We start from the raw sequence: 26104 nt of genomic DNA on the forward strand, positions 1-26104 counted from the left end.
CCGCTCAGCACGATGATCACGATTACTAAGCAGTAACTTACCCAGTCCACCTGAGCGTACCCACTTCTGACGCCGCACTGTAGCCGCGCAGGCGGTGATCTGTGTCGCTCAGCGTGCCCTTGGTCGACGCCGTATATCCATCGTGTTATTCACCACATATGGGGACATAACAAACTAACTTGTTGTCGGCCACGACGATCGAACCGAATGGGCGTCCCCATGCCAGCTCCCGCCACGTACCTCGTCACCGGTGGTGCCGGATTCATCGGCTCGCACCTCGCCGATGCGCTGCTCGGCCAGGGCCACACCGTGGTCGTGCTCGACGACCTGTCCACCGGCGCCCGCGCCAACCTGGCCGCCGCCTGGTCCGACCCCCGGCTGCGCTTCGTACGCGGCTCGGTCCTCGACGAGCGTCTCGTCGACGAACTCACCTCCCGCTGCGACGCCGTGGTCCACCTCGCGCCGGTGACGGGCGCCGTCGGCGCGGCGGCGCTGCGGCACGGCCGCGGGCTCCTGATCGCGGCGGCCGACGGCCGGTGCGAGGCCGCCGCGGGCGCGGTCGTCGTACGGCACGGCGACACGGTCGGGCCGCGCCAGTCGCCCGTGCACGCCACCGTCCTGACCCGGCTCGTGCGCCGGGCCGTGGCCGGCGAACCGCTCGCCGTGCACGGCGACGGGACCCGCGCCTGCCGTTTCCTCGACGTGGCCGACGCGGTCGGCGCGCTGCTCGCCCTGCTCGCCCTGCTCGCCCACCCGGGCGCGGCCGGCGCCGAGTTCGACATCGCCGGCACAGAGGAGACGACCGTCATGGCCCTGGCCGAGCGCACCCTGGCCCGCTGTGGCGGCCCGTCCGCCATCAGCCACTTCCCGTACGTCGTCGACCGCGTACCGCACGAGATCCGGCCGCGGGCCGCGGCCCGGCCCCTGGACACCGCGCCGCTGCGCGAGCTGACCGGCTGGCAGCCGGCCCGCGGCCTCGACGACATCCTGGGCGCGGCGATCGCCCGCGCCCGCGGCGAGGCGCCCGTCGTGCTGCCCGGACTCCGAGCGCCCGCCGCGTCGCCGGCCGCGCAGCACCGCGGCTGAGAGGCGGACCGACATGCTGCACGGGCTCGCGGCCGCCACGACGGCCCTCGTACTGACCGCACTGCTCGCGGCCCTGGTCCGCCGCCTGATGCTGAGGTTCGGCCGCAAGGGGCCCGACACCGTGCCCCACCTCGGCGGCATCGCGGTCGCGCTCGGCACGCTCGGGGTGGCCTGCTCGGGGCCGCTGCTCGGCGTCGCCGAACTCGGCGACGGCGTGGCGCCCCTGCTGGCCGCGGCCGGCGCGGTCGCGCTGCTCGGCCTCGTCGGCGACCTGCGTCCGCTCGGGGTGCGGGTCAGGCTCGTGGCGCAGGCGACGGCCGCGACCGCGGTGGTAGCGCTCGCCGGGCTCTCGCCGGGTGCCGGCGCGCTCGCCGTGCTGTGGATCGTCTTCGTCACCAACGCCTTCCAGCTCCTGGACACCTCCGACGGGGCGATGGGCGCGGTCGCCGCCGTCACCGCGCTCGGCCTCGCCGTGTGCGCGATCGCCGAGGGCCACCCGGGACACGGGCTGCTCCTGAGCGTGCTCGCCGCCGCCCTCACCGGCTTCCTGCTGCACAACTGGCACCCGGCCCGCATCCATCTCGGCGACTGCGGCGCCCTGTTCACCGGCTTCCTGCTCGCCTCGTCCGCGGTCGTCGTGCACACCGGGGCGCCCGGCGGCCGGACCACCGCCGAACTCTTCGCGCTCACCGTCGTCGTGCTCACCGACACCCTGCTCGTCCTGGTCTCCCGTCACCGCGCGGGCCGCCCGCTGCTGCGCGGCGGCGGCGACCACATCGCCCACCGGCTGCGCGGGCTCGGCCTCACCACCCAGGGTTCGGCCGTCGTGCTCGGCGTCGCCTCGCTCGGCTGCACGCTTTTCGGGCTCCAGATCCACGACGGGCGCCTCGCCCCGCTCGCGGTGCTCGCGCTCGCTCTGCTGGTTCCCGCGGCGGTCGTGCTGCTCCTGCGGGTGCCGGTGTACGGGCCGGCGTCGCGCCGCCGCACCCCGCGTGCCCGTACCCCGGCCGACCCGGCCGCCTCCGTCGACCTCGCGGGCGGCCGGGGATGACCCCGCCCACCGCCGAAGCGCCCCTTTGCCCCGCCACCGCAAACGCCCCTTCCCCCGGCGCCGTACCCCTTCCAGCAGGGAGCAGCACAGACGTGATGACGACCCTTCCGCGCCGCCTGCGCCGCGCGGTGCGCCGCCTCGGCATCGACGTGGTCCGCCACCGCCCGGCCGGGCACGACCTCGTGCGCCTCCTGCACCGGTACGAGATCGACCTTGTCCTCGACGTGGGCGCCCACCGGGGCGACTTCGGCGCGCTGCTGCGCGAGGCCGGCTACCGCGGCCGCATCGTCTCCTTCGAGCCGCTGCGCGAGCCCCGCGGCGAGCTGCGTCACCGCGCCGGGCCCGACGACGGCTGGAGCGTGCTGCCGTACGCGCTCGGTGACCGCACCGGGACCGCCACGCTCAACATCTCCGGCGACTCGGGCCCGGCCAGCTCCTTCCTGCCGATGCTGCCCCGGCACCGCGCGGCGGCCCCCCGCGCCGCGTACACCGGGAACGTCATCGTTCAGACGCGGCGCCTGGACGAGGTGTGGAAGCAGGTCACCGCGCCCGGCGAACGGGTCTTCCTCGCGCTGGACGTGCAGGGCTACGAATCCCAAGTGCTCGACGGCGCAGGGGAGTTCGCGGACGAGATCTGCGGGGTGCGGATCGGGGCGCCGCTGGTGCCGCTCTTCGAGGGCGGGCGGCTCTTCGACGACCTGCTGGCGCTGGCCCGTGAGCGGTTCGGCCTGACCCTGATGTCGCTGGCTCCGGGCTTCACCGATCCGCGCGACGGACGGCTGCTCCAGTGCGGCCTGGTGCTGCTCCGCGAGGACGCGCCGGTCCTGGGCGAACAGGTGCCCGCGCAGGTCGCCGCGGTGGTGTGAGAGCGTCTCCTGGGGCGTATCGAGGCCTGTCGGCGCAGGCTTCGGTGTGACTATCGCGACCGGCGATATCGGTCCTGACCTGCGGCTACAACATTCATTGCCGATAAGCGCAGGATAAAACTTGAGCGTGCCAGACTCAGCTCTGTTGACGCGATGCGAGCCGTCATGCATCCTTGAGCCAGATCCACTCAAGTAGTCATCTGGAGGAATCGAAATGGCACGTGCGGTCGGCATCGACCTGGGCACGACTAACTCCGTCGTCAGCGTTCTTGAAGGCGGCGAGCCCACCGTCATCACCAACGCAGAGGGCGCCAGGACCACGCCGTCCGTCGTCGCCTTCGCGAAGAACGGCGAGGTGCTGGTCGGCGAGGTCGCCAAGCGCCAGGCGGTCACCAACGTCGACAGGACCATCCGGTCGGTCAAGCGCCACATGGGCACCGACTGGAAGATCGAGCTCGACGGCAAGAGCTTCAACCCGCAGCAGATGAGCGCCTTCATCCTGCAGAAGCTCAAGCGCGACGCGGAGGCCTACCTCGGCGAGAAGGTCACCGACGCGGTCATCACCGTGCCGGCGTACTTCAACGACTCCGAGCGCCAGGCGACCAAGGAGGCCGGCGAGATCGCGGGCCTCAACGTCCTGCGCATCGTCAACGAGCCGACGGCCGCCGCCCTCGCCTACGGCCTCGACAAGGACGACCAGACGATCCTCGTCTTCGACCTCGGTGGCGGCACCTTCGACGTGTCCCTCCTGGAGATCGGCGACGGCGTCGTCGAGGTGAAGGCCACCAACGGTGACAACCACCTCGGTGGTGACGACTGGGACCAGCGCGTCGTCGACTACCTGGTGAAGCAGTTCCAGTCCGGTCACGGCGTGGACCTGTCCAAGGACAAGATGGCCCTCCAGCGCCTCCGCGAGGCCGCCGAGAAGGCCAAGATCGAGCTGTCCTCGTCCACCGAGACCTCGATCAACCTGCCCTACATCACGGCGTCCGCCGAGGGCCCGCTGCACCTGGACGAGAAGCTCACGCGCGCCCAGTTCCAGCAGCTGACGTCCGACCTCCTGGAGCGCTGCAAGACGCCGTTCCACAACGTCATCAAGGACGCGGGCATCAACCTCTCCGAGATCGACCACGTCGTTCTCGTCGGTGGCTCCACCCGCATGCCGGCCGTCGCCGAACTCGTCAAGGAACTGACGGGCGGCAACGAGGCCAACAAGGGCGTCAACCCGGACGAGGTCGTCGCCATCGGCGCCGCCCTGCAGGCCGGTGTCCTCAAGGGCGAGGTCAAGGACGTCCTGCTCCTCGACGTCACCCCGCTGTCCCTCGGCATCGAGACCAAGGGAGGGATCATGACCAAGCTCATCGAGCGCAACACCACGATCCCGACCAAGCGGTCCGAGATCTTCACGACGGCCGAGGACAACCAGCCGTCCGTGCAGATCCAGGTCTACCAGGGCGAGCGCGAGATCGCGGCGTACAACAAGAAGCTCGGGATGTTCGAGCTGACCGGTCTGCCGCCGGCCCCGCGCGGTGTCCCGCAGATCGAGGTCGCCTTCGACATCGACGCCAACGGCATCATGCACGTGACCGCGAAGGACCTCGGCACGGGCAAGGAGCAGAAGATGACCGTCACCGGCGGCTCCTCGCTGCCGAAGGACGAGGTCAACCGCATGCGTGAGGAGGCCGAGCAGTACGCGGAGGAGGACCACCGCCGCCGCGAGGCCGCCGAGAGCCGCAACCAGGGCGAGCAGCTCGTCTACCAGACCGAGAAGTTCCTCAAGGACAACGAGGACAAGGTCCCGGGCGAGGTCAAGACCGAGGTCGAGGCCGCCGTCGCCGAGCTGAAGGAAAAGCTCAAGGGCGAGGACTCGGCCGAGATCCGCACCGCGACCGAGAAGGTCGCCGCCGTCTCGCAGAAGCTGGGCCAGGCCATGTACGCCGACGCCCAGGCCGCGCAGGGCGCCGCCCCGGGTGCCGAGGGCACCGAGCAGGCCCACCCCGCCGGTGAGGACGACGTCGTCGACGCCGAGATCGTCGACGACGAGAAGCCGAAGGGCGGCGCCGCCTGATGACGGAGGAGACCCCGGGCTTCGAGGAGAAGCCCGAAGTCCCCTCCGGCGCATCGGAAGACGCCGAGCCGAAGGCCGCCGACTCCTCCGAGGAGGAGAAGGCGGCCCCGGCCGGGGACGCAGCCAAGGACATCGCCCTGCAGGCCCAGCTGGACCAGGCCCAGACGGCGCTCACCGAGCGCACCACGGACCTCCAGCGCCTCCAGGCCGAGTACCAGAACTACCGCCGCCGCGTGGAGCGGGACCGCGTCACGGTCAAGGAAGTCGCCGTCGCCGGTCTCCTGACCGAGCTGCTGCCCACGCTCGACGACATCGGCAGGGCCCGTGAACACGGCGAACTGACCGGTGGCTTCAAGTCGGTGGCCGAGTCCCTGGAGACGGTCGCCGCGAAGATGGGCCTCCAGCAGTTCGGCAAGGAGGGCGAGCCCTTCGACCCGACGGTCCACGAGGCCCTGATGCACAGCTACGCGCCGGACGTCACCGAGACGACCTGCGTGGCGATCCTGCAGCCCGGGTACCGGATCGGCGAACGTACGATCCGCCCCGCGCGGGTCGCGGTGGCCGAGCCCCAGCCGGGCGCGGCCGCCAAGGAAGAACAGTCGAGCGACGAGGAGAGCGGTGGCCCCGACAAGGGCTGACGCAGCGGTCATTGAAGAAGTGATCGTCCGGAAGGAGGGACGTCGATGAACACGAAGGACTTCGTCGAGAAGGACTACTACAAGGTTCTCGGCGTCCCCAAGGACGCCACGGACGCGGAGATCAAGAAGGCGTACCGCAAGCTGGCGCGCGAGAACCACCCCGACGCCAACAAGGGCGACACCAAGGCGGAGGAGCGCTTCAAGGAGATCTCCGAGGCGAACGACATCCTCGGTGACCCCAAGAAGCGCAAGGAGTACGACGAGGCGCGCGCCCTGTTCGGCAACGGAGGCTTCCGGGCCGGTCCCGGGGCCGGCGGGGGCAGCTTCAACTTCGACCTCGGCGACCTGTTCGGCGGGCAGCAGCCCGGCGGCCAGGGCGCGGGCGCCGGCGGCTTCGGCGGCGGGCTCGGCGACGTGTTCGGCGGCCTGTTCAACCGGGGCGGCGCGGGCACGGGCCAGCGCACCCAGCCGCGCCGCGGCCAGGACCTGGAGTCCGAGGTGACGCTCAGCTTCACCGAGGCGGTCGACGGCGCCACCGTGCCGATCCGGCTGTCCAGCCAGGCCCCCTGCAAGGCCTGTTCGGGCACCGGCGACAAGAACGGCACGCCCCGCGTGTGCCCGACCTGTGTCGGTACGGGACAGGTGTCGCGCGGCATGGGCGGCGGCTTCTCGCTGACCGACCCGTGTGTGGACTGCAAGGGCCGCGGTCTGATCGCCGAGAACCCCTGCGACGTCTGCAAGGGCAGCGGCCGGGCGCGCTCCTCGCGCACCATGCAGGTCCGCATCCCGGCCGGCGTCAGCAACAACCAGCGCATCCGGCTGCGCGGCAAGGGCGCGCCGGGCGAACGGGGCGGCCCCGCGGGCGACCTGTACGTCGTGGTGCACGTCGACGCGCACCCGGTGTTCGGCCGCAAGGACGACAACCTCACGGTCACGGTGCCGGTCACCTTCACGGAGGCGGCCCTCGGCGCCGAGGTCAAGGTGCCCACGCTCAGCGGTCCGCCGGTCACCCTGAAACTGCCCGCGGGCACCCCCAACGGCCGTACGATGCGGGCCCGCGGCAAGGGCGCGGTCCGCAAGGACGGCACCCGGGGCGACCTGCTGGTCACGGTCGAGGTGACCGTGCCCAAGGAGCTGGACGACAAGGCCCGTGAGGCCTTGGAGACCTTCCGCGACGCCACCGCGGGCCTCGACCCGCGGGCCGACCTGTTCCAGGCCGTGAAGGGAGCATGAGATGGACCCCCGCCAGCGCCGTCAGCCCCCGTTCGCCGGCCGGGCCTACGAGCTGACCGACGAGACGCCGGTGTACGTCATCTCGGTGGCGGCCCAGCTCTCCGGTCTGCATCCGCAGACCCTGCGGCAGTACGACCGGCTCGGCCTTGTCTCGCCCGACCGCACGGCCGGGCGCGGCCGGCGCTACTCGGCCCGCGACATCGAACTGCTGCGTACCGTGCAGGAGTTGTCGCAGACCGAGGGCATCAACCTGGCCGGCATCAAGCGCATCATCGAGCTGGAGAACCAGGTCGCCGCGCTTCAGGCCCGGGTCGCCGAGCTGTCGAGCGTGGTCGAGGGCGCGGCCGTCGCCATGCAGCAGCGCGAGGCCCAGGTGCACGCCTCCTACCGGCGCGACCTGGTCCCCTACCAGGACGTCCAGCAGGCCAGCGCGCTGGTCGTCTGGCGGCCCAAGAGGACGTCGGAGTAGCCCGGTCGGGGCCCGGCGCCCCCAGCGCCGCACAGGCCCGCCGTCCCGTTCCGGGGCGGCGGGCCTGTCGCGTGCCGTGCCGACGTGAACCGGCACCCCGATGGGGATAGGGTCGTCGGGCTCGAACGCAGGGAGGCGGGGGAAGGGCATGTCTGGGCAGGTGGCGCATCCACATGGGGCGGACCGGCTGTGCGCGGCCGGGGAACGGGCGTACGCGGACGCGTTGCGCGCCGGACGCATCGCGCGCGCGGGCGCGGGCGACGCCCCCTGCCTGATCGACCTGGGCCTGCTCCACCCCGACCCGGCCGCCCCCGCGTGGCTGCTTCCGACCTCGCCGCAGGTCGTGATGGCGCGGCTGCTGCGCGGCATCCACGAGGACATCGCGGCGAGCCAGGCCCGGACGGGCTCGGCGGCCGCCGCCTTCGAGCGGTTCGCCGCGCTCGGTACGCCCGTTCCGGCCGGCGGCGACGCCATCCGCGTCCTCGACGGCATCACCCGTATCAACGCGGCCATCGACGACGCGATAGCGGCCTGCACCACCGAGTCGCTCACCATCCAGCCGCGCGGCATCCGGCCCGAGCACATCCTGTCGCAGGCGCTGCCCCGGGCCGTCGACATGCTGGACCGCGGGGTGCGCATCCGCACCATGTACACCCACGTCGCCCGCTACGGCACCGGACTCGCCGACTATCTGCACCAGTTGGAGGGGCGCGCCGTGGAGGTGCGCACCCTGGACGAGGTCACCGAGCGCCTGCTGCTCTTCGACCGGACGGTGGCGATCATCCCGGCCGCGGCCGACGACAGCAGCGCGCTGGAGCTGCGCCATCCGGCGCTGGTGGAGTACCTGGCCACCGTCTTCGAGCGGCTGTGGCGGCTCGCGGTGCCGCTTGCCGAGGCGGTGCCCGTGGCCACCGACATCGAGGGCGTCACGCACCGCGAGCGGGTCATCGCGGCGCTCCTGGCGGAGGGCCACCAGGACGCGGTGATAGCGCAGCGGCTCGGCATCAGCGTGCGGACCTGCCGGCACCACATCAGCCGTCTCGCGGAGGCGCTCGGTTCGCGCAGCCGCACCCAGCTCGGCGTACGCATAGCCCAGTCGGGGCTCGATGCCCATCCGCGCTGAGCGGAGACGATCCGCGTGGTACGCGTCAGTCCGGTATGTCGGGCATCTCGGGCTTTAATCCGGCTCCAGTTGATGCAGTGCAGCAACATGATGGTGGTGGTGCGACGGCTCGCGATGCATCGTGGTGGCGGTATGAGCAGCTCAACTCGACGGGACACGGGGCCGGCAGGCGGCGGGACGGACGCCGCGACTGTGGCCCTGCTCGTGCGTGGCCCCCGAGGTGGCCCCGCGCTCCCCGGCGCGCCGAGGTGACGGCTTCAGGCGTCCTGCTCCAGGATGCCCGACTGCGCTATCAGGAAGCCGAGTTGGGCCCGGCTTCCGCTGCCGAGCGACGCGGCGAGCTTGGCGATGTGGGCACGGCAGGTCCGTACGTTCATCCCCAGGCGCCGGGCGATGGCCTCGTCGACGTGGCCTTCGACGAGCAGCTTGGCGATGGAGCGCTGGACGCCGGTGATGCCGGCCGTCTCCAGGTGGTAGGGGACCTCGTCGTCCCAGGGCACGGCGTACTGCCAGAACTGCTCGAAGACGCCCACCAGGTACTGCACGAGCCCTTCGTGGCGCAGTTCGAGGGCGACCTGGCGGTCGCTGCGGGCGGGTATGAAGGCGATCTTGCGGTCCATGATGATGAGCCGGTCGATGATCTCTTCGAGGGTGCGCACTTCGAGCCCGTACGGCGCGATCCGCTCCACGTAGCCGATGGTGGCGGAGTGGTGGCGGGCGGTGTGCTGGTAGAGGGTGCGCATCTCGACGCCGCGCGCGACCAGGGGTTCGACGCGGCGCAGCCCCGCCTCGAAGCTCTCCGGCCTGCGTCCGCTGCCGGGCTGGATCACGAGCAGTTCGTCGGTGCACTCCTCGATGACGCGGTCGAGGGTCGCGTTGATCAGTTCCAGGCCTTCGAGGACCGTGATCGCGTGGGTGCCCGTCAGGGGCGGCGTCGCGATCGACATGAATGGCTCGAAGGTGTTGGCCAGGGCGACCGACAGCTTCCTGCGCTCCTGGATCTCGCGTTCGAGCGGCTGGGTCAGCAGGTTGAGCACCACCGTGGGCGGAACCGGCCGCAGCAGCCCGGCGTCGTCAGGATCGGGGCGCAGCAGGGTGAGGTCGACCAGGCACGGTGCGGCGTCGGCTTCTGAGCGGGTAATCCCGCCCGTACGCAGGGCGAGCGAGTACAGGGCCGTCCCTGTCTCGCACAGATCGACCGGGCCGTGATCGTGTCCAACATGCCCCTTTTTCAACCTAGTTGCACCCCCCTCATCCTTTTGAATTACAGGAACATGATGCCTGGCTGCGCTGGTGCAAGTGGTCGGAGTGGGCCATCGTCGTATCCGCGGGGGGAGGTAATGATCAAAAGAGGTGGAGATCGGCCATGAGCAGGATGGTTCGAGCACTAAGCACGACAGCCGTTGTGGCGGCTGCTCTCTGCGCTCTCTCGGCGCCTGGGGACATTACTTGGGAGTCCCACCCCGCGAAGGCGGATGTCGCAACTGCAATGGACATCACCTGGGAGATCGCGCCCAAGGTCGCCGCGATAGCGAGCGACCCGACCTGGGAGGTCGCGCCCAAGGCGGCGCCCGGCGACATCACCTGGGAGGTCGCACCCAAGGGCGCGGCGCCCGGTGACATCACCTGGGAGGACGCTCCCGCAGGTGCCGTCGCATGAGCTTCCCGCCCGACGACCGCACCTTCCGTCGCGAAATGGCCACGGCCTACCGCTCTGGGTGGCACTTCATCGATCTCGCCACAGCAGTCCCGTTCCGTGGCGATTCGTTGATGGTCACCCTGCTCGGTGAGCCGATCCTGATCGCCCGCGAGGACGACGAGGACGTCCGCGCCTACCGGTGCCTGCGCCGCCCGCGCGGGGCGCCGCAGCCCATCCGCTGCGTTGTCCGGTACGGCATGGTCTTCGTCAATCTGGACCAGCGTGACCACCAGCTTTTCGAGTCGGAAGCTCAACCCGATTCATCCACCGCCACCCCCCGCAGTGCCTGACGCGATCCCCCGTCGTTACACATCGCGCAGGCGCTTCCCCCACACAGCGGCGCCATCGTGGACCTGAACACGGTGGCGCCGCTGTGCTGCCCGGACGCGGCCGGCCCGGCCGCTCACGCGTTGCCCATGGCCCTCGTCAGCCGGATCTCGATCAGTACCCGGCCCGGGTTCACCCGCGGGGTCCGCTGATACCGCTCGGTGTACCGCGCCTCCGCGTCCGCGATCAGCTCGGGCTCCGTGCGGACGACCGCGCGGCCCTCCAGCGTCGCCCAGCGCCTGCCCTCCAGCTGGCAGAGCGCCACCCGGGCGCCCCGCGGATCCGCCGCGGCCTCCGCCAGGATGTTGGCGACCTTGCGGCTCGACCCGCTCGTGATGATCCGCGCGAGCCCCGCCTCCGGGTCGTACGTCGCCCCCACCGGCACCACGTGCGGCGAACCGTCGGGCCGGTGGGTCGTCAAGGTGCAGATGTGGCGTTCCCGCCAGAAGCTGAGATAGCCCTCGCCGGGCATGCGTACGTCAGTGGCCATGGCCAGGAACCTAACCCCGGTGAGCCCGTCCCCCTGACCTTGAGCGGAATGGACTCAACTTTGTGTACGTTGGAAGGGTCATGGGTGGCGCACGCCGTGCCCGCCACGATTCGACGTACGACGAGGAGGAGCGAACGCACGTGGACGCCGAGCTGACCAACAAGAGCCGGGACGCGATCAACGCAGCGAGCAGCCGGGCCGTAGCCGGGGGCCACCCGGACCTGACCCCCGCGCACCTGCTGGTCGCGCTCCTGGAAGCCCAGGACAACGAGAACATCACCGACCTGCTGGCCGCCGTCGACGCCGACCAGGCCGCCGTGCGCTCCGGCGCCGAGCGGATCCTGGCGGCCCTGCCCAGCGTCGCCGGGTCCACCGTCGCACCGCCCCAGCCCAACCGGGACCTGCTCGCCGTCATCGCGGACGCCGCCCAGCGCGCCAAGGAGCTCGGCGACGAGTACCTCTCGACCGAGCGCCTGCTCATCGGCCTGGCGGCCAAGGGCGGGCAGAGCGGTGAGATCCTCTCCCAGCAGGGGGCGAGCGCGAAGAAGCTCCTTGAGGCGTTCGAGACGAGCAGGGGAGGGCGCCGGGTGACCACACCCGACCCGGAGGGTCAGTACAAGGCGCTGGAGAAGTTCGGTACGGACTTCACGGCCGCCGCCCGCGAGGGCAAGCTCGACCCGGTCATCGGCCGGGACCAGGAGATCCGCAGGGTCGTCCAGGTGCTGTCGCGGCGCACCAAGAACAACCCGGTGCTCATCGGCGAGCCCGGCGTCGGCAAGACCGCCGTCGTCGAGGGCCTCGCCCAGCGCATCGTGAAGGGCGACGTACCGGAGTCGCTGAAGAACAAGAAGCTGGTCTCGCTCGACCTCGGTGCGATGGTCGCGGGTGCGAAGTACCGCGGCGAATTCGAGGAGCGCCTCAAGACCGTCCTGTCCGAGATCAAGGAGAGCGACGGACAGATCATCACGTTCATCGACGAACTGCACACCGTCGTCGGCGCCGGCGCGGGTGGGGATTCGGCCATGGACGCCGGCAACATGCTGAAGCCCATGCTGGCCCGCGGCGAGCTCCGCATGGTCGGCGCCACCACCCTCGACGAGTACCGCGAGCGCATCGAGAAGGATCCCGCCCTGGAGCGCCGCTTCCAGCAGGTCCTGGTCGCCGAGCCGTCCGTCGAGGACACCATCGCGATCCTGCGCGGGCTCAAGGGCCGCTACGAGGCCCACCACAAGGTGCAGATCGCGGACGGCGCGCTCGTGGCCGCCGCCACCCTCTCCGACCGGTACATCACCTCCCGCTTCCTGCCCGACAAGGCCATCGACCTCGTCGACGAGGCCGCGTCCCGGCTCCGCATGGAGATCGACTCATCGCCCGTCGAGATCGACGAACTCCAGCGCTCCGTCGACCGGCTGCGCATGGAGGAGCTGGCCCTCAAGAACGAGACCGACGCCGGCTCCCTCCAGCGCCTGGACAAGCTCCGTAAGGACCTCGCCGACAAGGAGGAGGAGCTGCGCGGCCTCAACGCCCGCTGGGAGAAGGAGAAGCAGGGCCTCAACCGGGTCGGTGAGCTGAAGGAGAAGCTCGACGACCTGCGCGGCCAGGCCGAACGCGCCCAGCGCGACGGCGACTTCGACACCGCCTCCAAGCTCCTCTACGGCGAAATCCCGGGCCTGGAACGGGAGTTGGAGGAGGCCGCCGAGGAGGAGGCCGAGCAGGAGAAGTCCAAGGACGCCAAGGACACCATGGTCAAGGAGGAGGTCGGCCCCGACGACATCGCCGACGTCGTCGGCGCCTGGACCGGCATCCCCGCCGGGCGCCTGCTCGAAGGCGAGACGCAGAAGCTCCTGCGCATGGAGGACGAGCTGGGCAAGCGCCTCATCGGCCAGACCCAGGCCGTCCGGGCGGTCTCGGACGCGGTGCGCCGCACCCGGGCCGGCATCGCCGACCCCGACCGGCCCACCGGCTCGTTCCTCTTCCTCGGACCCACCGGCGTCGGCAAGACGGAACTCGCCAAGGCACTCGCCGACTTCCTCTTCGACGACGAGCGGGCCATGGTCCGCATCGACATGTCCGAGTACAGCGAGAAGCACTCGGTGGCCCGCCTCGTCGGCGCGCCCCCCGGCTACGTCGGCTACGAGGAGGGCGGCCAGCTCACCGAGGCCGTCCGCCGCCGCCCGTACTCCGTGGTCCTCCTGGACGAGGTGGAGAAGGCCCACCCCGAGGTCTTCGACATCCTGCTCCAGGTCCTCGACGACGGGCGCCTCACCGACGGGCAGGGCCGCACCGTCGACTTCCGCAACACCATCCTCATCCTCACCTCCAACCTGGGCAGCCAGTACCTGGTCGAGCCCTCGACCAGCGAGGAAGAGAAGAAGCAGCAGGTCCTTGACGTGGTGCGGGCGTCCTTCAAGCCCGAGTTCCTCAACCGGCTCGACGACCTGGTGGTCTTCTCGGCGCTCACCAAGGACGAGCTGTCCCACATCGCGGGGCTCCAGATCGGCCGCCTCGCCAAGCGCCTCGCCGACCGGCGCCTCACCCTCGACGTCACCCCGGCCGCCCTGGAATGGCTCGCCGACGAGGGCAACGACCCGGCGTACGGAGCGCGCCCGCTGCGCCGTCTGATCCAGACGGCCATCGGCGACCGGCTGGCCAAGGAGATCCTGGCCGGCGAGGTCAGGGACGGCGACACGGTGCGGGTGGACCGCTTCGAGGACGGGCTCGTCGTGGGGGCCGCCACGGACTAGGGCCTGTCCGCCGGACAGGCCCTGGCCGGGCCGCCGTGCACGGGGGCGCGCGCCCGGTCCCGGGCATCCGCCCCCGGACACATCCCGCCACCCGGACCCGATTGAGTCAGCCCGCAGCGGATACCCGGGGGCGGGGCTTGCCAGTCCTGCCCCGGCATGGGGCAGGATGACCGGAACCGTACGAAGGAAGATTCACGATGACCATCGACCCGTCCTCGATTCCGAATTTCGGGGCTCAGCCCGGCCCGCAGCCCGGCGGCCAGCCGGCCGGCCCCATCGTTCCCGACCAGGACCTGGTGAAGCAGCTCCTGGACCAGATGGAGCTCAAGTACGTCGTGGACGACGAGGGTGACCTCGCCGCTCCGTGGGAGGATTTCCGTACGTACTTCATGTTCCGCGGCGAGGACGACCAGCAGGTCTTCTCGGTGCGGACGTTCTACGACCGGCCGCACGGCATCGACGACAAGGTCCAGATCCTGGAGTCGATCGACGACTGGAACCGCCGCACCCTGTGGCCCAAGGTCTACACGCACACCCACGACGACGGCACCGTCCGCCTCATCGGCGAGGCGCAGATGCTGATCGGCACCGGCGTCGCCCTGGAGCACTTCGTGTCCTCCACGGTGAGCTGGGTGCGCGCCTCCATCGAGTTCGACAAGTGGCTCCTGGAGCAGCTCGGCCTGGAGAAGGACGTCGACGGCGAAGAGGGCGAAGAGACCGGCGGCACCGAGTCCGAGTGAGGCGCTGCCCCGCCGTTCACGAGTGAGGCGCTGCCACGCCGTTCACAGCGCCATGGTGGCCAGCGTCAGAAGATAGGCCCCGTAGCCGAACGAAAGCCCGGCCAGGGCGACGGTCACCGCGACCGCCGCCCTCGGCCGGGCTTTCGTCAGTGCCAGCGCCGGCGGGATCAGCAGCGGGAACGCGGGGAGCAGGAAGCGCGGCTTCGACTCGAAGAAGCCCGCCCCGCCGACCGCGATCAGGACCAGGACCGCCGAGTAGACCGCGAGCGGCAGCGAGGGCCGGTCCAGGACGAACAGCACGAAGAGCAGCGCCATCACGCCGGTGATCAGCGCGGCCATCGGGAACCCCAGGTCGTACGGGACCAGCACGAGCCGTTTGACGAAGGCCAGCGAGCCCGCGCCGAAGTCGAACCGGGACGTCCAGCCGGCCTGCACCGCGAAGTAGCCGCCGAACGGGTCGCCCGCGCGCACCCCCACCCACAGCACGTATCCGCACCAGCCGAGCGGCGCGAGCAGCGCGCCCGCCCACGGCCGCCACGCGCGCCGTTCGCCCCGCCAGAGCGCACAGCCCGCCGCCGCCATCACGGCCGCGGCGACCGCGACCGCGTTGGGCCGGGAAAGCCCGGCGAGCAGCGCGAGCGAGCCCGCCCACAGCCAGCGGCGCGTCAGGACCGCCCACAGCGACCACGCCGCGAGCGCCGTCATCACGGGCTCCGTGTACGCCATCGTCAGGACCACCGAGTGCGGCAGCAGGCCCCACAGGAGCACGAGCAAGGTGCCCACGGGCCGCCCGTACAGACGCTCGCCCACCAGATAGATCCCGCAGGCCGCGGCCGCCGCCGCCGTCCAGGACACCAACAGCCCCGCGGTGCCGCCGGTGACCGGAAGCACACTGGTCACGGTGCGGATCAGACCCGGGTAGAACGGGAAGAACGCCAGGTCGCTCTGGACCGCGCCGTCCGGCCAGAACAGGGTGCGGCCGTAGCCGTGGGCGGCGATCCGGACGTACCAGTCGGCGTCCCAGGCGGTGGCGAGCCGCGCCCGCGGAGACAGGCCCCGGCCGTGGGCCACGGCCGCCAGCACCAGGAGCCCGGTCAGGCGCGCGGCGGCGAAGAGCCCGAGCGCGGGGGCCGCCCGCCGCAGCGCGGCCGCCCAGGGCGGAACGCCCGCCCGGCCGTCGGCCCGGCCGGCACGAGCGGTGGCGGTGATCTCGGCGGACAGGGGGCACCTCCGGGCGCGCGTGATCGGACAGACCGACCATCCGCGCGGATCCGCCGCCCCGCGACCGGTGCGCCCCCGACCGGGTGGAAGTCCGCCCACCCGGCGGTGTACGACGCGGCCGCCGGGGCGGCGGGGGGCTCGGGCTAGCCGGCCAGTGCCTTGAGGCGGGTGACCGCTTCTTCGAGTACCGCCGTCTTCTTGCAGAAGGCGAAGCGGACGAAGGGGGCGCCTTGCGCGCGGTGGTCGTAGAACACGGCGTTGGGGATCGCCACGACACCACAGCGCTCGGGCAGCGCCCGGCAGAACGTGAGGCCGTCGCTCTCGCCCAGGGGGCGCACGTCGGTGGTCACGAAGTACGTCCCGGCCGGCCGGAACACCCCGAACCCGGCCGCCGCGAGCCCCTCGCTCAGCAGGTCCCGCTTGGCCAGGTGCTCCGCGCGGAAGGCCTCGAAGTAGGAATCGGGCAGCCGCAGCGCCTCGGCCACCGCGTACTGGAAGGGCCCCGACGCCACGTACGTGAGGAACTGCTTGGCCGAGCGGACCGCGGCCACCAGCTCGGGGGCGCCCGTCACCCAGCCGACCTTCCAGCCCGTGAACGAGAACGTCTTGCCCGCCGAGCCGATGCTGACGGTGCGGTCGCGCATGCCGGGGCACGAGGCGAGCGGGATGTGTTCGGCCCCGTCGAAGACCAGGTGCTCGTACACCTCGTCGGTGATCACCAGCAGATCGCGCTCGCAGGCCAGCTCCGCGACGGCGGCGAGCTCGGCGCCGGTCAGGACCGTGCCGGTCGGGTTGTGCGGGGTGTTGAGCAGGATCAGCCGGGTCCTGGGGGTGACGGCGGCGCGCAGCTCGTCCAGGTCCAGGACGAAGCGGTCCCCGTCGGGGCGCAGGGTGACGGGCACCCGGGTGCCGCCGGCCATCGCGATGCACGCCGCGTACGAGTCGTAGTACGGCTCGAGGGCGATGACCTCGTCGCCCGGTTCGACCAGGGCGAGCAGGGCGGCGGCGATCGCCTCGGTGGCGCCCGCGGTCACCAGGACCTCGCGGTCCGGGTCGTAGGAGAGGCCGTAGAAGCGCTGCTGGTGCTCGGCGACGGCGGTACGCAGCTCGGGGACGCCGTGACCCGGCGGGTACTGGTTGCCGCGGCCCTCGCGCAGGGCGCGGACCGCGGCTTCCCGCACCGCCTCGGGGCCGTCGGTGTCGGGGAAGCCCTGGCCGAGGTTGATGGCACCGGTCCGCTGGGCGAGTGCCGACATCTCGGCGAAGATCGTCGTCCCGAACTCGGCGAGGCGGCGGTTGAGGAGAGGGCGCGCGCTGGAGGTCATGACGGCCATCCTGCGGGCAACCTCTGGACTTGCTCAAGTGTGCTTTGGCGCCGGGCGGCGAAGGGCATCCCCTCTCCACGCGGGCCACGGGGGGCCGTGTCACGGAAGGACGGTGGGGGATGGGCATCGTGATCGCTCTGGTGATCGTCGTGGCGGTGGCGCTGGCCGCCCTGGCGCGTTCCGCGTCACGCGGGCGGCGCCGCGGGGGCAGGGGCACGCGCGGGGCCTCGGCGGCCGCGGGCGGCTCCAGCTGGTGGGCGGCCGGAGGCTCGGACGGCGGGAACGCGTCGTGCGGCAGCGGCGGCAGCCACCACGGGGGCGGTGGGGGCCACCACGGCGGCCACTCCTGCGGCGGCGGCCACTCCTCGTGCGGCGGCGGCTCCTCCTGCGGAGGCGGCGGCTGCGGTTCGAGCTGACGGCCCGGCCCGGCGGGCCGCGGCTCCGCGGAGCTGACGGCCCGGCCCATTCGGCCGACGGCCATTGGGGCGCTCCGTCCCGTGGCCGGCGGGAGCGGCGGGCGGGTCGGGTGTGGTGGTCGCGGCTGGCACGGGGCAGCCGATTCCGCCGTCCGCCCCGCCCGTTGTGCGCCCGGTCGGTTCCGGCCGGCCGGGCGCCTTTTCGCACGCCGGTAGTTGAACGTTTGAACCGAGTGGCCCCCGAGGGGATGGAAACCCCATCAAGTTGGGTAAAAAAGCTGTGAGCGCCGCGCACTTCATGATTCCCTCGCAGAGATACCACGCAGCCCTCGGAGCAGCCCCCGGACCCCGGGCGATCAGAGAGCGGTCCCCCCGGTCCTCCGTTGCGGTCCGAGTCGACATCGGTCATCCACCGGCATCGGTCACCCGCCGACACCGGTCACCCCACCCGCCACATGTGTGTTTTGCGGAGCCCACCCATGCTCACGTCCCTCAAGACCGCCTATACCGACACGCGTGCCGCCGACCTCGCCTGGGCGCTGGGCCGCGAGCCGCTGCCCGCCCTCGCCGTGCTCGACCTCGAACTGTCCGGCGCCAAACTCCAATTGAGGCTCCTCGGCGCCTCGCACCAAGTCCTCCTCGACGAGGAGCGCGGCACCTGCTCGGAGACGGTCGCCTGCATGCCCGGCAGCAGTACGCCGCTGCCGCTCGGCGTGGCCAAACGGCTCGGGGAGTGGGACTACGAGTTCGCCGCGCGCGTCGAGACGCTCTCGCACGGCTCGTTCGCGGGCCGCGCCCAGGAGCTCCTCGCCCTCGTCGCCGACCACCCCAACGGACTAGCGGGAACGTTTCCCGGATCGCCGCACGCCTTCACGGCGATGCTCGCGCAGCGCGGCGAGGGCCAGGTGTGGTGGCGTACCTGGCACGCCTACCCGCAGGAAGGGCAGTTGGTGGTCACGCGCACCCGCGTCGGCGTACGCGTACCCGCCCCCGCCGGGCTCTGAGGCGCGCGGATTCCCCGGCGTTTGGCTTCAGTTGCACCCGTGTGGGTGACAGGATGCGAACGGGGCGTCACGTAGCGTTCGCATCATGATCGAACCGCTCCCCGCTCCCGTGAGTAGTCCGCGGTCGGGCCGGTTCCTCGTCCTGGCCGTCGTGTTCATCTGTGCCGCCTGCGGCCTCGTGTACGAGCTCGAACTGGTCGCCCTCGCCTCGTACTTGATCGGCGACTCGGTCACCCAGGCCTCGGTCGTCCTGTCGGTGATGGTCTTCGCGATGGGGGTCGGCTCACTGCTCGCCAAACGGCTGCGCTGCCGTGCCGCGGTCGGCTTCGGCCTGATCGAGGCCGCGCTCGCCCTGGTGGGCGGCTGTTCGGCGGTGGTCCTGTACGCGACGTTCGCCTGGTCCGGCGGATCGCGGTACGCGCTGGTGGCGTTCTCGCTCGCCATCGGCATGCTGATCGGCGCCGAGATCCCGCTCCTGATGACCCTCATCCAGCGTGTCTCGCGGCGTGCCGCGGGCGACGCGAGCGGCACGGTGGCCGACCTGTTCGCCGCGGACTACGTGGGCGCGCTCGTCGGCGGCCTCGCCTTCCCGTTCCTGCTGCTGCCCCAACTCGGCCAGCTCACCAGCGCGTTGCTGACCGGATCGGTCAACGCGGTCGCGGGCGGCTCCCTCGTCCTGCTGCTCTTCGGCCGCGAACTGTCCCCGCGCGCCCGCTGGTTGCTGCTCGGGGCCAACGCCCTGGCCCTCGCGGTGCTCGCCCTGACCACCGCCATGGTCGGCGACTTCGAACAGGCCGCGCGCCGCGCCGTCTACGGCAGCCAGGTGCGGGTCGCCGTCCAGAGCCACGTCCAGGAGATCGTCCTCACCGGCAGGGCGGGCGCACCCCTCGGGCTCTTCCTCGACGGGCGGCTGCGCGTCGACGGCCGCGACGAGTCCCGCTACCACGCGGCTCTGGTGGACCCCGCGCTCGACGCGGGCCCGCACGGCCGGGTCCTCGTCCTCGGGGGCGGCGACGGCCTCGCCGCCCGCGAGGTGCTGCGCCGCCCCGACGTGCGCTCGGTGACCCTCGTCGACGTCGACCCCGAGCTCATGCGACTCGCCCGCGGCGACCCGGGCCTCGCGTCGCTGAACGCCCACGCCTACCGGGACCCCAGGCTGCGCGCGGTGTCCGGCGACCCCTTCGCCTGGCTGCGCGGCGAGGGCCGCACCTCGGGAACGTACGACGTCGTCGTCTGCGACCTGCCCGACCCCGGCATGACCGCGAGCACCAAGCTCTACTCGCAGGAGTTCTACGGGCTCGCCTCCCGCGTCCTCGCGCCCGGCGGGCGGCTCGTGGTGCACGCCGGCCCGGTGGCGAGCAGCCCGCGTACGTTCTGGACGGTCGCCGCGACGGTCCACGCGGCCGGCCTCACGACGTTCGCGTACCGCGCGACCGGGCGTGCCGCCGGGCCCGCCGCAGGCCCCGGCCGCGCCCTCGCCCCCGCGCCCGGCGCGGCCGCCGGGGACTGGGGGTTCGTCCTGGCGGCGCGGCCGGACCGGAGCCCCTCCGTGATCACGCCGGCGAAGGGCCCGCAGGCGGTGTCCGGGGCGCCCCTGCCCGTCGGTGCCCGCTCCGGGGTGCGGCTGCCGCGCGGCGCCCAGCCCCTGGCGCCGCCTTCCGACGCGACCGGCTTCGCGCCGTCGACGCTCGTGCATCCGCGGTACGGGGAGTGAGCGCGGCCCGGGGGCGGAAGGGGTGGGGGTGCGGCCCCGGGCGGAAGGGGTGGGCGCGGTCGGGTGGGGCATCGGCGCCGCGTTGACGCAGACGGAACGGCCGGTGCTGAGTAGGCTCGGTGGTTATGGAGCATGAGGTGTTCGTTCCGGTTGAGGCCCAGGCACTCCGGCAGACGCTGCGCGATCCCGCCCGGGTCGCCCGCTGTCTGCCGGGGCTCCAGCAGGACGCGGGCGAGCCGCCCATCGCGGGCCGGCTGAAGGTCCGTCTCGGCGGCAGCACCATCACCTACCGCGGCGCCCTGCGCATCACCGAGCAGGACGACGGGGCGTTCGCCGTGGAGGGCGAGGGCGTGGAGGTCCGCGGCGCGGGCGCGGCCCAGCTCTCCCTGACCGTACGGCTGGAAGACGCTCCGGGCGGCACCACGCTCGCGTTCGCCGGCACCGCCCTCGCGGAGGGCCGGGCGGCGGACGTTCCGGCGGACACCGCCACGGCATCGGCGGCGCGCCTGCTCGACCGGTTCGCCGCGGCCCTCGCACATCCGGCACGGCCCGATGAGGCGACGGGGGCGGCTTCGAACCCGACGAACCCGAAGGACCGGGCGGATCGGGCGGACCCGCAGAGCCCGGAGGCGGCCCCGGGTTCCGGGCCGTCGGGCGCGCCGGCCGACCTCGCCGAAACGGACCTGAACACGGACCTGAACACGGACCTCACCGGCGCCTCCGGCGGTGCGGGTGCGGGTGCGGGTGCGGACGGGGGTGCGGGTACGGATCCCGATCTGGACTCCCCGGATCTGGACTCCCCGGACCTGGACGCCGAAAGCTTCGCTTCGGTCTTCGACGCCGCGGTCCCGCCGCCGTCACTCGACCCGCTCGCCGACGAGGAGTTCGCCATCGAGGTGGGCGGCCCGATGCCGGCCGAGGCCGCGCACGCCCGCCGCACGATGATCGGCCGCAGCGCCGAGGAGGTCGACCACGCTCCGCCGCGCGGCCGGTACGCCCCGGTGCCCGCGCCGTCGGGCAGCAACGCCGGTGCGACGCTGCGCTGGGTCGCTCCCGCCGCGGCCCTCGCGCTGGCCTCCGCGGTCGTGGTCGGACGCGCGCTGCGGCGTCGCCGCTGAGCCCACATCCGCGGCCCACCCGTTAGGGTCGACGGCGTGAGCAGTGACCAGATCAAATTGGGCGTCGGCGCCGTGGAATTGACCGTCGACGCGGGCAACGGCTGCCGGATCAGCAGCCTGCGGATCGACGGCACCGAGGTGCTGCGCCAGGGCGACAAGTACGGCTGCTTCCCGATGGTGCCGTGGTGCGGCCGCGTCGAGAACGGCCAGTTCCGCGACGGCGGAGTGAAGTACCAACTGCCGCTCAACTCGCCGCCGCACGCCATTCACGGCACCGCGCGCGACCACGCGTGGAAGACAGCGCGGGTCTCGGCCACCGAGGCCGTGTTCACCCAGGAACTCACCGAACCGTGGCCGTTCAGCGGCCGGGTCACCCAGATCTTCGAGCTGACGCCGGACGCGCTGACCGTGCGGATGGGCATCGAGACATACGACAACTCCTTCCCGGCGCAGGCCGGCTGGCACCCCTGGTTCGTGCGGGAGATCGAGGGCAGCAGGGTCGAGCTCGCCTTCGACGCCGCATGGCAGGAGGAGCGAGGCGACGACCACCTGCCCACCGGGCGGCGGATCGACCCGCTGCCGGGCCCCTGGGACGACTGCTTCGGGATGCCCGACGGAGTCGACGTCACCCTCACCTGGCCGGAGCGGCTCGAAATCAAGGTGACCAGCCCCACCGAGTGGGTCGTCGTCTACGACGAGCAGGAGGAAGCCGTGTGCGTGGAGCCGCAGTCGGGCCCGCCCAACGGACTCAACACCCTGCCCCGTCAAGTCACCCCCATCGACCCGCTGGAGCTGGCGACGACCTGGACCTGGCGCCGGCTGTAAGGACGGCCCTTAAGCTCTTGGGTATGACTGACGTACGCGCTGACCTGCTCCAGCAGATCAAGGACAAGGCCGTGGTGCACGGCAAGGTGACCCTCTCCTCGGGGATCGAGGCCGACTACTACGTCGACCTGCGCCGGGTCACCCTTGACGGCGTCGCCGCGCCGCTGGTGGGCCAGGTGATGCTCGACGTGGCCGCCGAGTTCGACTTCGACGCGGTGGGCGGCCTGACCATGGGCGCCGACCCCGTGGCCGGCGCGATGCTGCACGCGGCCGCCGCCCGCGGCCGCTCCCTGGACGCCTTCGTGGTCCGCAAGGCGGCCAAGGCGCACGGGATGCAGCGCCAGGTCGAAGGGCCGGACATCAAGGGCCGCCGGGTCCTGGTCGTCGAGGACACCTCGACCACCGGCGGCTCGCCCCTGACCGCCGTCGAGGCGGTCCGCGCGGCCGGCGCCGAGGTCGTGGCCGTGGCGACGATCGTCGACCGCGCGACCGGCGCCGCGGAGAAGATCACCGAGGGCGCGGGCGTGCCGTACGTCTTCGCGTTCTCCTCGACGGAGCTCGGGCTGGAGTAGGGACGCGGTGCGGGACGCAGTTCGGAGTGGGATCCGGCGGGCTCGGGCCGGTGCAAAAGTCGTGACGTAGGTCCCGGCGTTCCAACCGGGCGGGCCTGACCTGCGTGTTCTTTCAGGGGCGGACCGTTTCACGTGAAACGGTCCGCCCCTCGGACATCCACGGGGTGGAGCCGCTGCCAGAGTCTGGAAAGATGGTCCGCGACGATGACGTCGCCCCCAGGTCAGGGCCAGCACATACCGCACACCCCGCACATCACAAGGAGCGGACAGATGCCCATCGCAACCCCCGAGGTCTACAACGAGATGCTCGACCGGGCGAAGGCAGGCAAGTTCGCCTACCCGGCCATCAATGTGACCTCGACCCAGACCCTGCACGCTGCGCTGCGCGGCTTCGCGGAGGCCGAGAGCGACGGCATCATCCAGATCTCCACCGGTGGTGCGGAGTTCCTGGGTGGCCAGTACAACAAGGACATGGTGACCGGCGCGGTCGCCCTGGCCGAGTTCGCGCACGTCGTCGCCGCCAAGTACGACGTCACCGTCGCGCTGCACACCGACCACTGCCCCAAGGACAAGCTGGACGGCTACGTCCGCCCGCTGATCGAGGTCTCCGCCGCGCGCGTCGCCAAGGGTCTCAACCCGCTGTTCCAGTCGCACATGTGGGACGGCTCCGCCGAGACCCTCGCGGACAACCTGGCCATCGGCCAGGAGCTGCTCGCCAAGGCCGCCGCCGCGAAGATCATCCTTGAGGTCGAGATCACCCCGACCGGTGGCGAGGAGGACGGCGTCAGCCACGAGATCAACGACGAGCTGTACACGACCGTCGACGACGCGCTGCGCACCGCCGAGGCGCTCGGTCTGGGCGAGCGGGGCCGCTACCTGCTCGCCGCGTCCTTCGGCAACGTCCACGGCGTCTACAAGCCGGGCAACGTCGTGCTGCGCCCCGAGCTGCTCAAGGACCTCCAGGCGGGCGTCGCCGAGAAGTACGGCAAGCCCTCGCCGTTCGACTTCGTCTTCCACGGCGGCTCGGGCTCCTCGGCCGAGGAGATCGCGACGGCCCTGGAGAACGGCGTCGTGAAGATGAACCTCGACACCGACACGCAGTACGCCTTCACCCGGCCGGTCGCGGACCACATGTTCCGCAACTACGACGGTGTGCTGAAGGTCGACGGCGAGGTCGGCAAGAAGTCGACGTACGACCCGCGCACGTGGGGCAAGCTGGCCGAGGCGGGCATGGCGAAGCGGGTCACCGAGGCGTGTGCGAACCTCCGGTCCACCGGGACCAAGCTGAAGTAGGCGGCGCGCTTGCAGGAGCGCGAACGCTGCCCTGGGCCCGGTGTTCCCCTTCGCGGGGGGCGCCGGGCCCTTGCGCGTGCGCCACTCGCGGAGAGCTCGCATTCGGGTGCGGACCGTGCCGGCTGCTCGCGCAGTTCCCCGCGCCCCCAACCCCGCTGTCGGGTGCGGACCGTGCCGGCTTGCTCGCGCAGTTCCCCGCGCCCCTAACCCCGCTTCCGTCTGCGGACCGTGCCCGCATCCCGCGCAGTTCCCCGCGCCCCTGTAGGGCACCCGGCGCCGAACGGTCGCGCCCACCGCGGCGGAGCCGCGCGATGTCACAGCCCCGCGCCCCTGTAGGGCGCCCGGCGCCGGGCAGCGTGCACATCTGAGGACGAGCGCCCTTCAGGCGCGATACGGGGGCCGGGGCGGAGCCCCAGGGAGCCGCGCCTGCAAGTTGGCGCACGGGGCCGGGGTGGGGGACAGTCGTGCTGTGGCGGACAACGTACGCATGCGCACCGGCCCAGGCCGCTGGGTGCTGCTCACCACGGTCCTCGGCTCCGGGATGGCCCTGCTCGACTCCACCGTCGTCAACGTCGCCCTGCCCCACATCGGCGCCGACCTCGACGCGGACATGGCCGTCCTGCAGTGGACCGTCAACGCCTACATGCTCACCCTCGCCGGCCTGATCCTGCTCGGCGGCGCCCTGGGCGACCGGTACGGGCGGCGGAAGGTGTTCGTGACCGGGGTGGTCTGGTTCGCCGCCGGTTCGCTGCTGTGCGGCCTCGCCCCGAACGCCGGGATCCTCATCGCCGCCCGCGCCCTCCAGGGCATCGGCGGCGCGCTGCTCACCCCCGGCTCCCTCGCCATCATCCAGGCGAGCTTCCACCCGGACGACCGGGCCCGCGCGGTCGGCGTGTGGTCGGGGCTCGGCGGGGTCGGGGCCGCCGTCGGCCCGTTCCTCGGCGGCTGGCTCGTGGACGGCCCCGGCTGGCGCTGGGTGTTCCTGATCAACGTGCCGCTGGCCGCGCTCTGCGTGACGGTCGCCCTGCGCCACGTTCCGGAGTCGCGCGACCCGCGCACCCACACCGCGCGCTTCGACGTGCTGGGCGCGGCGCTGGGCGCGCTGACCCTCGCCCTGGTGACGTACGCGCTGATCGAGGCGCCCGGCCAGGGCTCGTCGGGCCTCGTCGTGGGGGCGGGGGTCGCGGGGCTGGGGCTCGGAGCGGCGTTCGTACGGCGTGAGCGGCGGCTGCCCGACCCCATGCTGCCGCCGGCCATCTTCCGCTCGCGGATCTTCACCGCGGTCAACGTGGTGACGGTGTGCGTGTACGCCGCCTTCGGCGGATTCTTCTTCCTCGCCGCGCTCCAGCTCCAGGTCGTCGCCGGGTACTCGGCGCTCGGCGCGGGCGCCGCCCTGCTCCCGACGACCGTCCTGATGCTGCTGCTCTCCGCCCGCTCGGGCGAACTCGGCCAGCGGATCGGCCCGCGCATCCCGCTCACCGTCGGGCCACTGCTGTGTGCGGCCGGGATGCTGCTGATGCTGCGCGTCGGTGAGCACGCCTCGTACGTGCGCGACGTGCTGCCCGCGCTCGTCGTGCTCGGCCTCGGCATGGTCACCCTGGTGGCGCCGCTCACCGCGACGGTGCTGGCGTCCGTGGACGAGGGGCGGGCCGGTCTGGCCAGTGGCATCAACAACGCCGCCGCGCGTGCCGCGGGGCTCATCGCGGTGGCGGCGCTGCCGCTGGCGGCGGGGATGGGGCCGGAGGCGTATCGCTCCGCTGAGGAGTTCGGGGCGACGTTCCGGCGGGCCATGCCGATGTGTGCGGGGGCGCTGGTGTTGGGCTCGTTGGTTGCCGTGCTTTCCGTGCGGCGGCCGGGGGTGGGGGTGGTTCCGGAGTGCCGCATGCAGGCCGGGGTCTCGGGCCCGGCCATCGAACCCGACCACGACTCCCCACCCCCCTGACCGGGGCCCCGCCCGCGTTTTCCCACCTCCCGCCCGTGCGGCTACGTGAGGGCCTCGGCTCCCTGGGGGCTCCGCCCCCAGACCCCCGTTCGCGCCTGAAGGGCGCTCGTCCTCAAACTCCCCCAAGGCCTCAAGGGCCA

The 26104-nt window shown here is 72.1% G+C and carries 24 protein-coding genes; 20 read left to right on the plus strand and 4 right to left on the minus strand.

Features of this window, described 5'->3' with window-relative positions:
* Nucleotides 1-219 precede the first annotated feature (219 nt).
* The 8 genes from OG432_RS18115 (at nt 220) to OG432_RS18150 (ending at nt 8534) form a co-directional block, all read left to right on the plus strand.
* The gene (locus tag OG432_RS18115) at nt 220-1086 is read left to right on the plus strand and encodes an NAD-dependent epimerase/dehydratase family protein (protein WP_328311986.1); all 867 of its coding nucleotides are present in this window, start codon (nt 220-222) and stop codon (nt 1084-1086) included.
* A 13-nt stretch (nt 1087-1099) separates the two neighbouring features.
* On the plus strand, nt 1100-2137 hold the full coding sequence (locus OG432_RS18120) for an MraY family glycosyltransferase (RefSeq protein WP_328311987.1): 1038 nt from the start codon (nt 1100-1102) through the stop codon (nt 2135-2137).
* Between the two features lie 95 nt (nt 2138-2232).
* Complete coding sequence (locus OG432_RS18125) at nt 2233-3003, plus strand: FkbM family methyltransferase (RefSeq protein ID WP_328315146.1); 771 nt, start codon at nt 2233-2235, stop codon at nt 3001-3003.
* 214 nt (nt 3004-3217) lie between these two features.
* The gene (gene dnaK / locus OG432_RS18130; RefSeq protein WP_328311988.1) at nt 3218-5071 is read left to right on the plus strand and encodes a molecular chaperone DnaK; all 1854 of its coding nucleotides are present in this window, start codon (nt 3218-3220) and stop codon (nt 5069-5071) included.
* Nucleotides 5071-5709 (plus strand): nucleotide exchange factor GrpE, encoded by a 639-nt coding sequence (grpE, locus tag OG432_RS18135; protein ID WP_328311989.1) that lies wholly within the window; start codon nt 5071-5073, stop codon nt 5707-5709. Before dnaK ends, grpE begins: the two co-directional genes overlap by 1 nt.
* 45 nt (nt 5710-5754) lie before the next feature.
* The gene (gene dnaJ / locus OG432_RS18140) at nt 5755-6942 is read left to right on the plus strand and encodes a molecular chaperone DnaJ (RefSeq protein WP_328311990.1); all 1188 of its coding nucleotides are present in this window, start codon (nt 5755-5757) and stop codon (nt 6940-6942) included.
* A 1-nt stretch (nt 6943) separates the two neighbouring features.
* Entirely contained in the window at nt 6944-7411 is a 468-nt protein-coding gene (locus tag OG432_RS18145) for a heat shock protein transcriptional repressor HspR (RefSeq protein ID WP_328311991.1), read from the plus strand.
* Nucleotides 7412-7559: 148 nt separating this feature from the next.
* Complete coding sequence (locus OG432_RS18150) at nt 7560-8534, plus strand: helix-turn-helix transcriptional regulator (RefSeq protein ID WP_328311992.1); 975 nt, start codon at nt 7560-7562, stop codon at nt 8532-8534.
* Nucleotides 8535-8791: 257 nt separating this feature from the next.
* Here the strand turns inward: OG432_RS18150 and OG432_RS18155 are convergent, their stop codons facing one another.
* Nucleotides 8792-9769 carry a helix-turn-helix transcriptional regulator gene (locus tag OG432_RS18155; protein WP_267058846.1) on the minus strand — a complete coding sequence of 326 codons (978 nt, stop codon included), beginning with the start codon at nt 9767-9769 and terminating at the stop codon, nt 8792-8794.
* 254 nt (nt 9770-10023) lie between these two features.
* On the opposite strand from OG432_RS18155, the gene OG432_RS18160 reads away from it, so the two are divergent.
* Nucleotides 10024-10194 carry a hypothetical protein gene (locus OG432_RS18160; protein ID WP_328311993.1) on the plus strand — a complete coding sequence of 57 codons (171 nt, stop codon included), beginning with the start codon at nt 10024-10026 and terminating at the stop codon, nt 10192-10194.
* Nucleotides 10191-10523 carry a (2Fe-2S)-binding protein gene (locus OG432_RS18165; RefSeq protein WP_053726447.1) on the plus strand — a complete coding sequence of 111 codons (333 nt, stop codon included), beginning with the start codon at nt 10191-10193 and terminating at the stop codon, nt 10521-10523. The genes OG432_RS18160 and OG432_RS18165 overlap by 4 nt, the downstream gene beginning before the upstream one ends.
* 113 nt (nt 10524-10636) lie before the next feature.
* On the opposite strand, the gene OG432_RS18170 is transcribed toward OG432_RS18165, so the two are convergent.
* The gene (locus OG432_RS18170; RefSeq protein WP_328311994.1) at nt 10637-11050 is read right to left on the minus strand and encodes a pyridoxamine 5'-phosphate oxidase family protein; all 414 of its coding nucleotides are present in this window, start codon (nt 11048-11050) and stop codon (nt 10637-10639) included.
* Nucleotides 11051-11190: 140 nt separating this feature from the next.
* Here OG432_RS18170 and clpB point away from each other — a divergent pair, with 140 nt between their 5' ends.
* Together clpB and OG432_RS18180 are read left to right on the plus strand one after the other, a co-directional pair.
* A complete protein-coding gene (clpB, locus tag OG432_RS18175) occupies nt 11191-13794 on the plus strand; it encodes an ATP-dependent chaperone ClpB (RefSeq protein WP_328315147.1) in 2604 nt (867 codons plus the stop codon).
* A gap of 197 nt (nt 13795-13991) precedes the next feature.
* Nucleotides 13992-14534 (plus strand): YbjN domain-containing protein, encoded by a 543-nt coding sequence (locus tag OG432_RS18180; protein WP_328311995.1) that lies wholly within the window; start codon nt 13992-13994, stop codon nt 14532-14534.
* A 42-nt stretch (nt 14535-14576) separates the two neighbouring features.
* Here the strand turns inward: OG432_RS18180 and OG432_RS18185 are convergent, their stop codons facing one another.
* Nucleotides 14577-15743 carry a hypothetical protein gene (locus tag OG432_RS18185; protein WP_443058583.1) on the minus strand — a complete coding sequence of 389 codons (1167 nt, stop codon included), beginning with the start codon at nt 15741-15743 and terminating at the stop codon, nt 14577-14579.
* A gap of 155 nt (nt 15744-15898) precedes the next feature.
* The gene (locus OG432_RS18190; RefSeq protein WP_328311996.1) at nt 15899-17089 is read right to left on the minus strand and encodes a pyridoxal phosphate-dependent aminotransferase; all 1191 of its coding nucleotides are present in this window, start codon (nt 17087-17089) and stop codon (nt 15899-15901) included.
* A 110-nt stretch (nt 17090-17199) separates the two neighbouring features.
* On the opposite strand from OG432_RS18190, the gene OG432_RS18195 reads away from it, so the two are divergent.
* The 8 genes from OG432_RS18195 (at nt 17200) to OG432_RS18230 (ending at nt 25964) form a co-directional block, all read left to right on the plus strand.
* Complete coding sequence (locus OG432_RS18195) at nt 17200-17496, plus strand: hypothetical protein (RefSeq protein WP_328311997.1); 297 nt, start codon at nt 17200-17202, stop codon at nt 17494-17496.
* A gap of 479 nt (nt 17497-17975) precedes the next feature.
* Entirely contained in the window at nt 17976-18500 is a 525-nt protein-coding gene (locus OG432_RS18200) for a DUF2617 family protein (protein ID WP_328311998.1), read from the plus strand.
* Between the two features lie 85 nt (nt 18501-18585).
* Nucleotides 18586-20214 carry a polyamine aminopropyltransferase gene (locus tag OG432_RS18205; RefSeq protein ID WP_328311999.1) on the plus strand — a complete coding sequence of 543 codons (1629 nt, stop codon included), beginning with the start codon at nt 18586-18588 and terminating at the stop codon, nt 20212-20214.
* A gap of 125 nt (nt 20215-20339) precedes the next feature.
* Nucleotides 20340-21332, plus strand: a complete 993-nt coding sequence (locus OG432_RS18210) for an SRPBCC domain-containing protein (protein ID WP_443058408.1) — start codon at nt 20340-20342, stop codon at nt 21330-21332.
* 36 nt (nt 21333-21368) lie between these two features.
* Entirely contained in the window at nt 21369-22157 is a 789-nt protein-coding gene (locus OG432_RS18215; protein ID WP_328312001.1) for an aldose epimerase family protein, read from the plus strand.
* Between the two features lie 23 nt (nt 22158-22180).
* On the plus strand, nt 22181-22729 hold the full coding sequence (gene pyrE / locus OG432_RS18220) for an orotate phosphoribosyltransferase (RefSeq protein ID WP_267058836.1): 549 nt from the start codon (nt 22181-22183) through the stop codon (nt 22727-22729).
* A 270-nt stretch (nt 22730-22999) separates the two neighbouring features.
* The gene (gene fbaA, locus OG432_RS18225; protein ID WP_328312002.1) at nt 23000-24022 is read left to right on the plus strand and encodes a class II fructose-bisphosphate aldolase; all 1023 of its coding nucleotides are present in this window, start codon (nt 23000-23002) and stop codon (nt 24020-24022) included.
* 487 nt (nt 24023-24509) lie between these two features.
* A complete protein-coding gene (locus tag OG432_RS18230; protein ID WP_328315149.1) occupies nt 24510-25964 on the plus strand; it encodes an MFS transporter in 1455 nt (484 codons plus the stop codon).
* The last annotated feature ends 140 nt before the right edge of the window (nt 25965-26104 follow it).

The sequence above is a fragment of the Streptomyces sp. NBC_00442 genome, from assembly GCF_036014195.1.
In the GTDB taxonomy this organism is placed as follows: domain Bacteria; phylum Actinomycetota; class Actinomycetes; order Streptomycetales; family Streptomycetaceae; genus Streptomyces.

Coding starts and splice junctions, on each gene's coding strand:
- OG432_RS18115 (WP_328311986.1), top strand. CDS start 220: ATGCCAGCTCCCGCCACGTACCTCGTCACCGGTGGTGCCGGATTCATC.
- OG432_RS18120 (WP_328311987.1), top strand. CDS start 1,100: ATGCTGCACGGGCTCGCGGCCGCCACGACGGCCCTCGTACTGACCGCA.
- OG432_RS18125 (WP_328315146.1), top strand. CDS start 2,233: ATGACGACCCTTCCGCGCCGCCTGCGCCGCGCGGTGCGCCGCCTCGGC.
- dnaK (WP_328311988.1), top strand. CDS start 3,218: ATGGCACGTGCGGTCGGCATCGACCTGGGCACGACTAACTCCGTCGTC.
- grpE (WP_328311989.1), top strand. CDS start 5,071: ATGACGGAGGAGACCCCGGGCTTCGAGGAGAAGCCCGAAGTCCCCTCC.
- dnaJ (WP_328311990.1), top strand. CDS start 5,755: ATGAACACGAAGGACTTCGTCGAGAAGGACTACTACAAGGTTCTCGGC.
- OG432_RS18145 (WP_328311991.1), top strand. CDS start 6,944: ATGGACCCCCGCCAGCGCCGTCAGCCCCCGTTCGCCGGCCGGGCCTAC.
- OG432_RS18150 (WP_328311992.1), top strand. CDS start 7,560: ATGTCTGGGCAGGTGGCGCATCCACATGGGGCGGACCGGCTGTGCGCG.
- OG432_RS18160 (WP_328311993.1), top strand. CDS start 10,024: ATGGACATCACCTGGGAGATCGCGCCCAAGGTCGCCGCGATAGCGAGC.
- OG432_RS18165 (WP_053726447.1), top strand. CDS start 10,191: ATGAGCTTCCCGCCCGACGACCGCACCTTCCGTCGCGAAATGGCCACG.
- OG432_RS18170 (WP_328311994.1), bottom strand. CDS start 11,050: ATGGCCACTGACGTACGCATGCCCGGCGAGGGCTATCTCAGCTTCTGG.
- OG432_RS18180 (WP_328311995.1), top strand. CDS start 13,992: ATGACCATCGACCCGTCCTCGATTCCGAATTTCGGGGCTCAGCCCGGC.
- OG432_RS18190 (WP_328311996.1), bottom strand. CDS start 17,089: ATGGCCGTCATGACCTCCAGCGCGCGCCCTCTCCTCAACCGCCGCCTC.
- OG432_RS18195 (WP_328311997.1), top strand. CDS start 17,200: ATGGGCATCGTGATCGCTCTGGTGATCGTCGTGGCGGTGGCGCTGGCC.
- OG432_RS18200 (WP_328311998.1), top strand. CDS start 17,976: ATGCTCACGTCCCTCAAGACCGCCTATACCGACACGCGTGCCGCCGAC.
- OG432_RS18205 (WP_328311999.1), top strand. CDS start 18,586: ATGATCGAACCGCTCCCCGCTCCCGTGAGTAGTCCGCGGTCGGGCCGG.
- OG432_RS18210 (WP_443058408.1), top strand. CDS start 20,340: ATGGAGCATGAGGTGTTCGTTCCGGTTGAGGCCCAGGCACTCCGGCAG.
- pyrE (WP_267058836.1), top strand. CDS start 22,181: ATGACTGACGTACGCGCTGACCTGCTCCAGCAGATCAAGGACAAGGCC.
- fbaA (WP_328312002.1), top strand. CDS start 23,000: ATGCCCATCGCAACCCCCGAGGTCTACAACGAGATGCTCGACCGGGCG.
- OG432_RS18230 (WP_328315149.1), top strand. CDS start 24,510: ATGCGCACCGGCCCAGGCCGCTGGGTGCTGCTCACCACGGTCCTCGGC.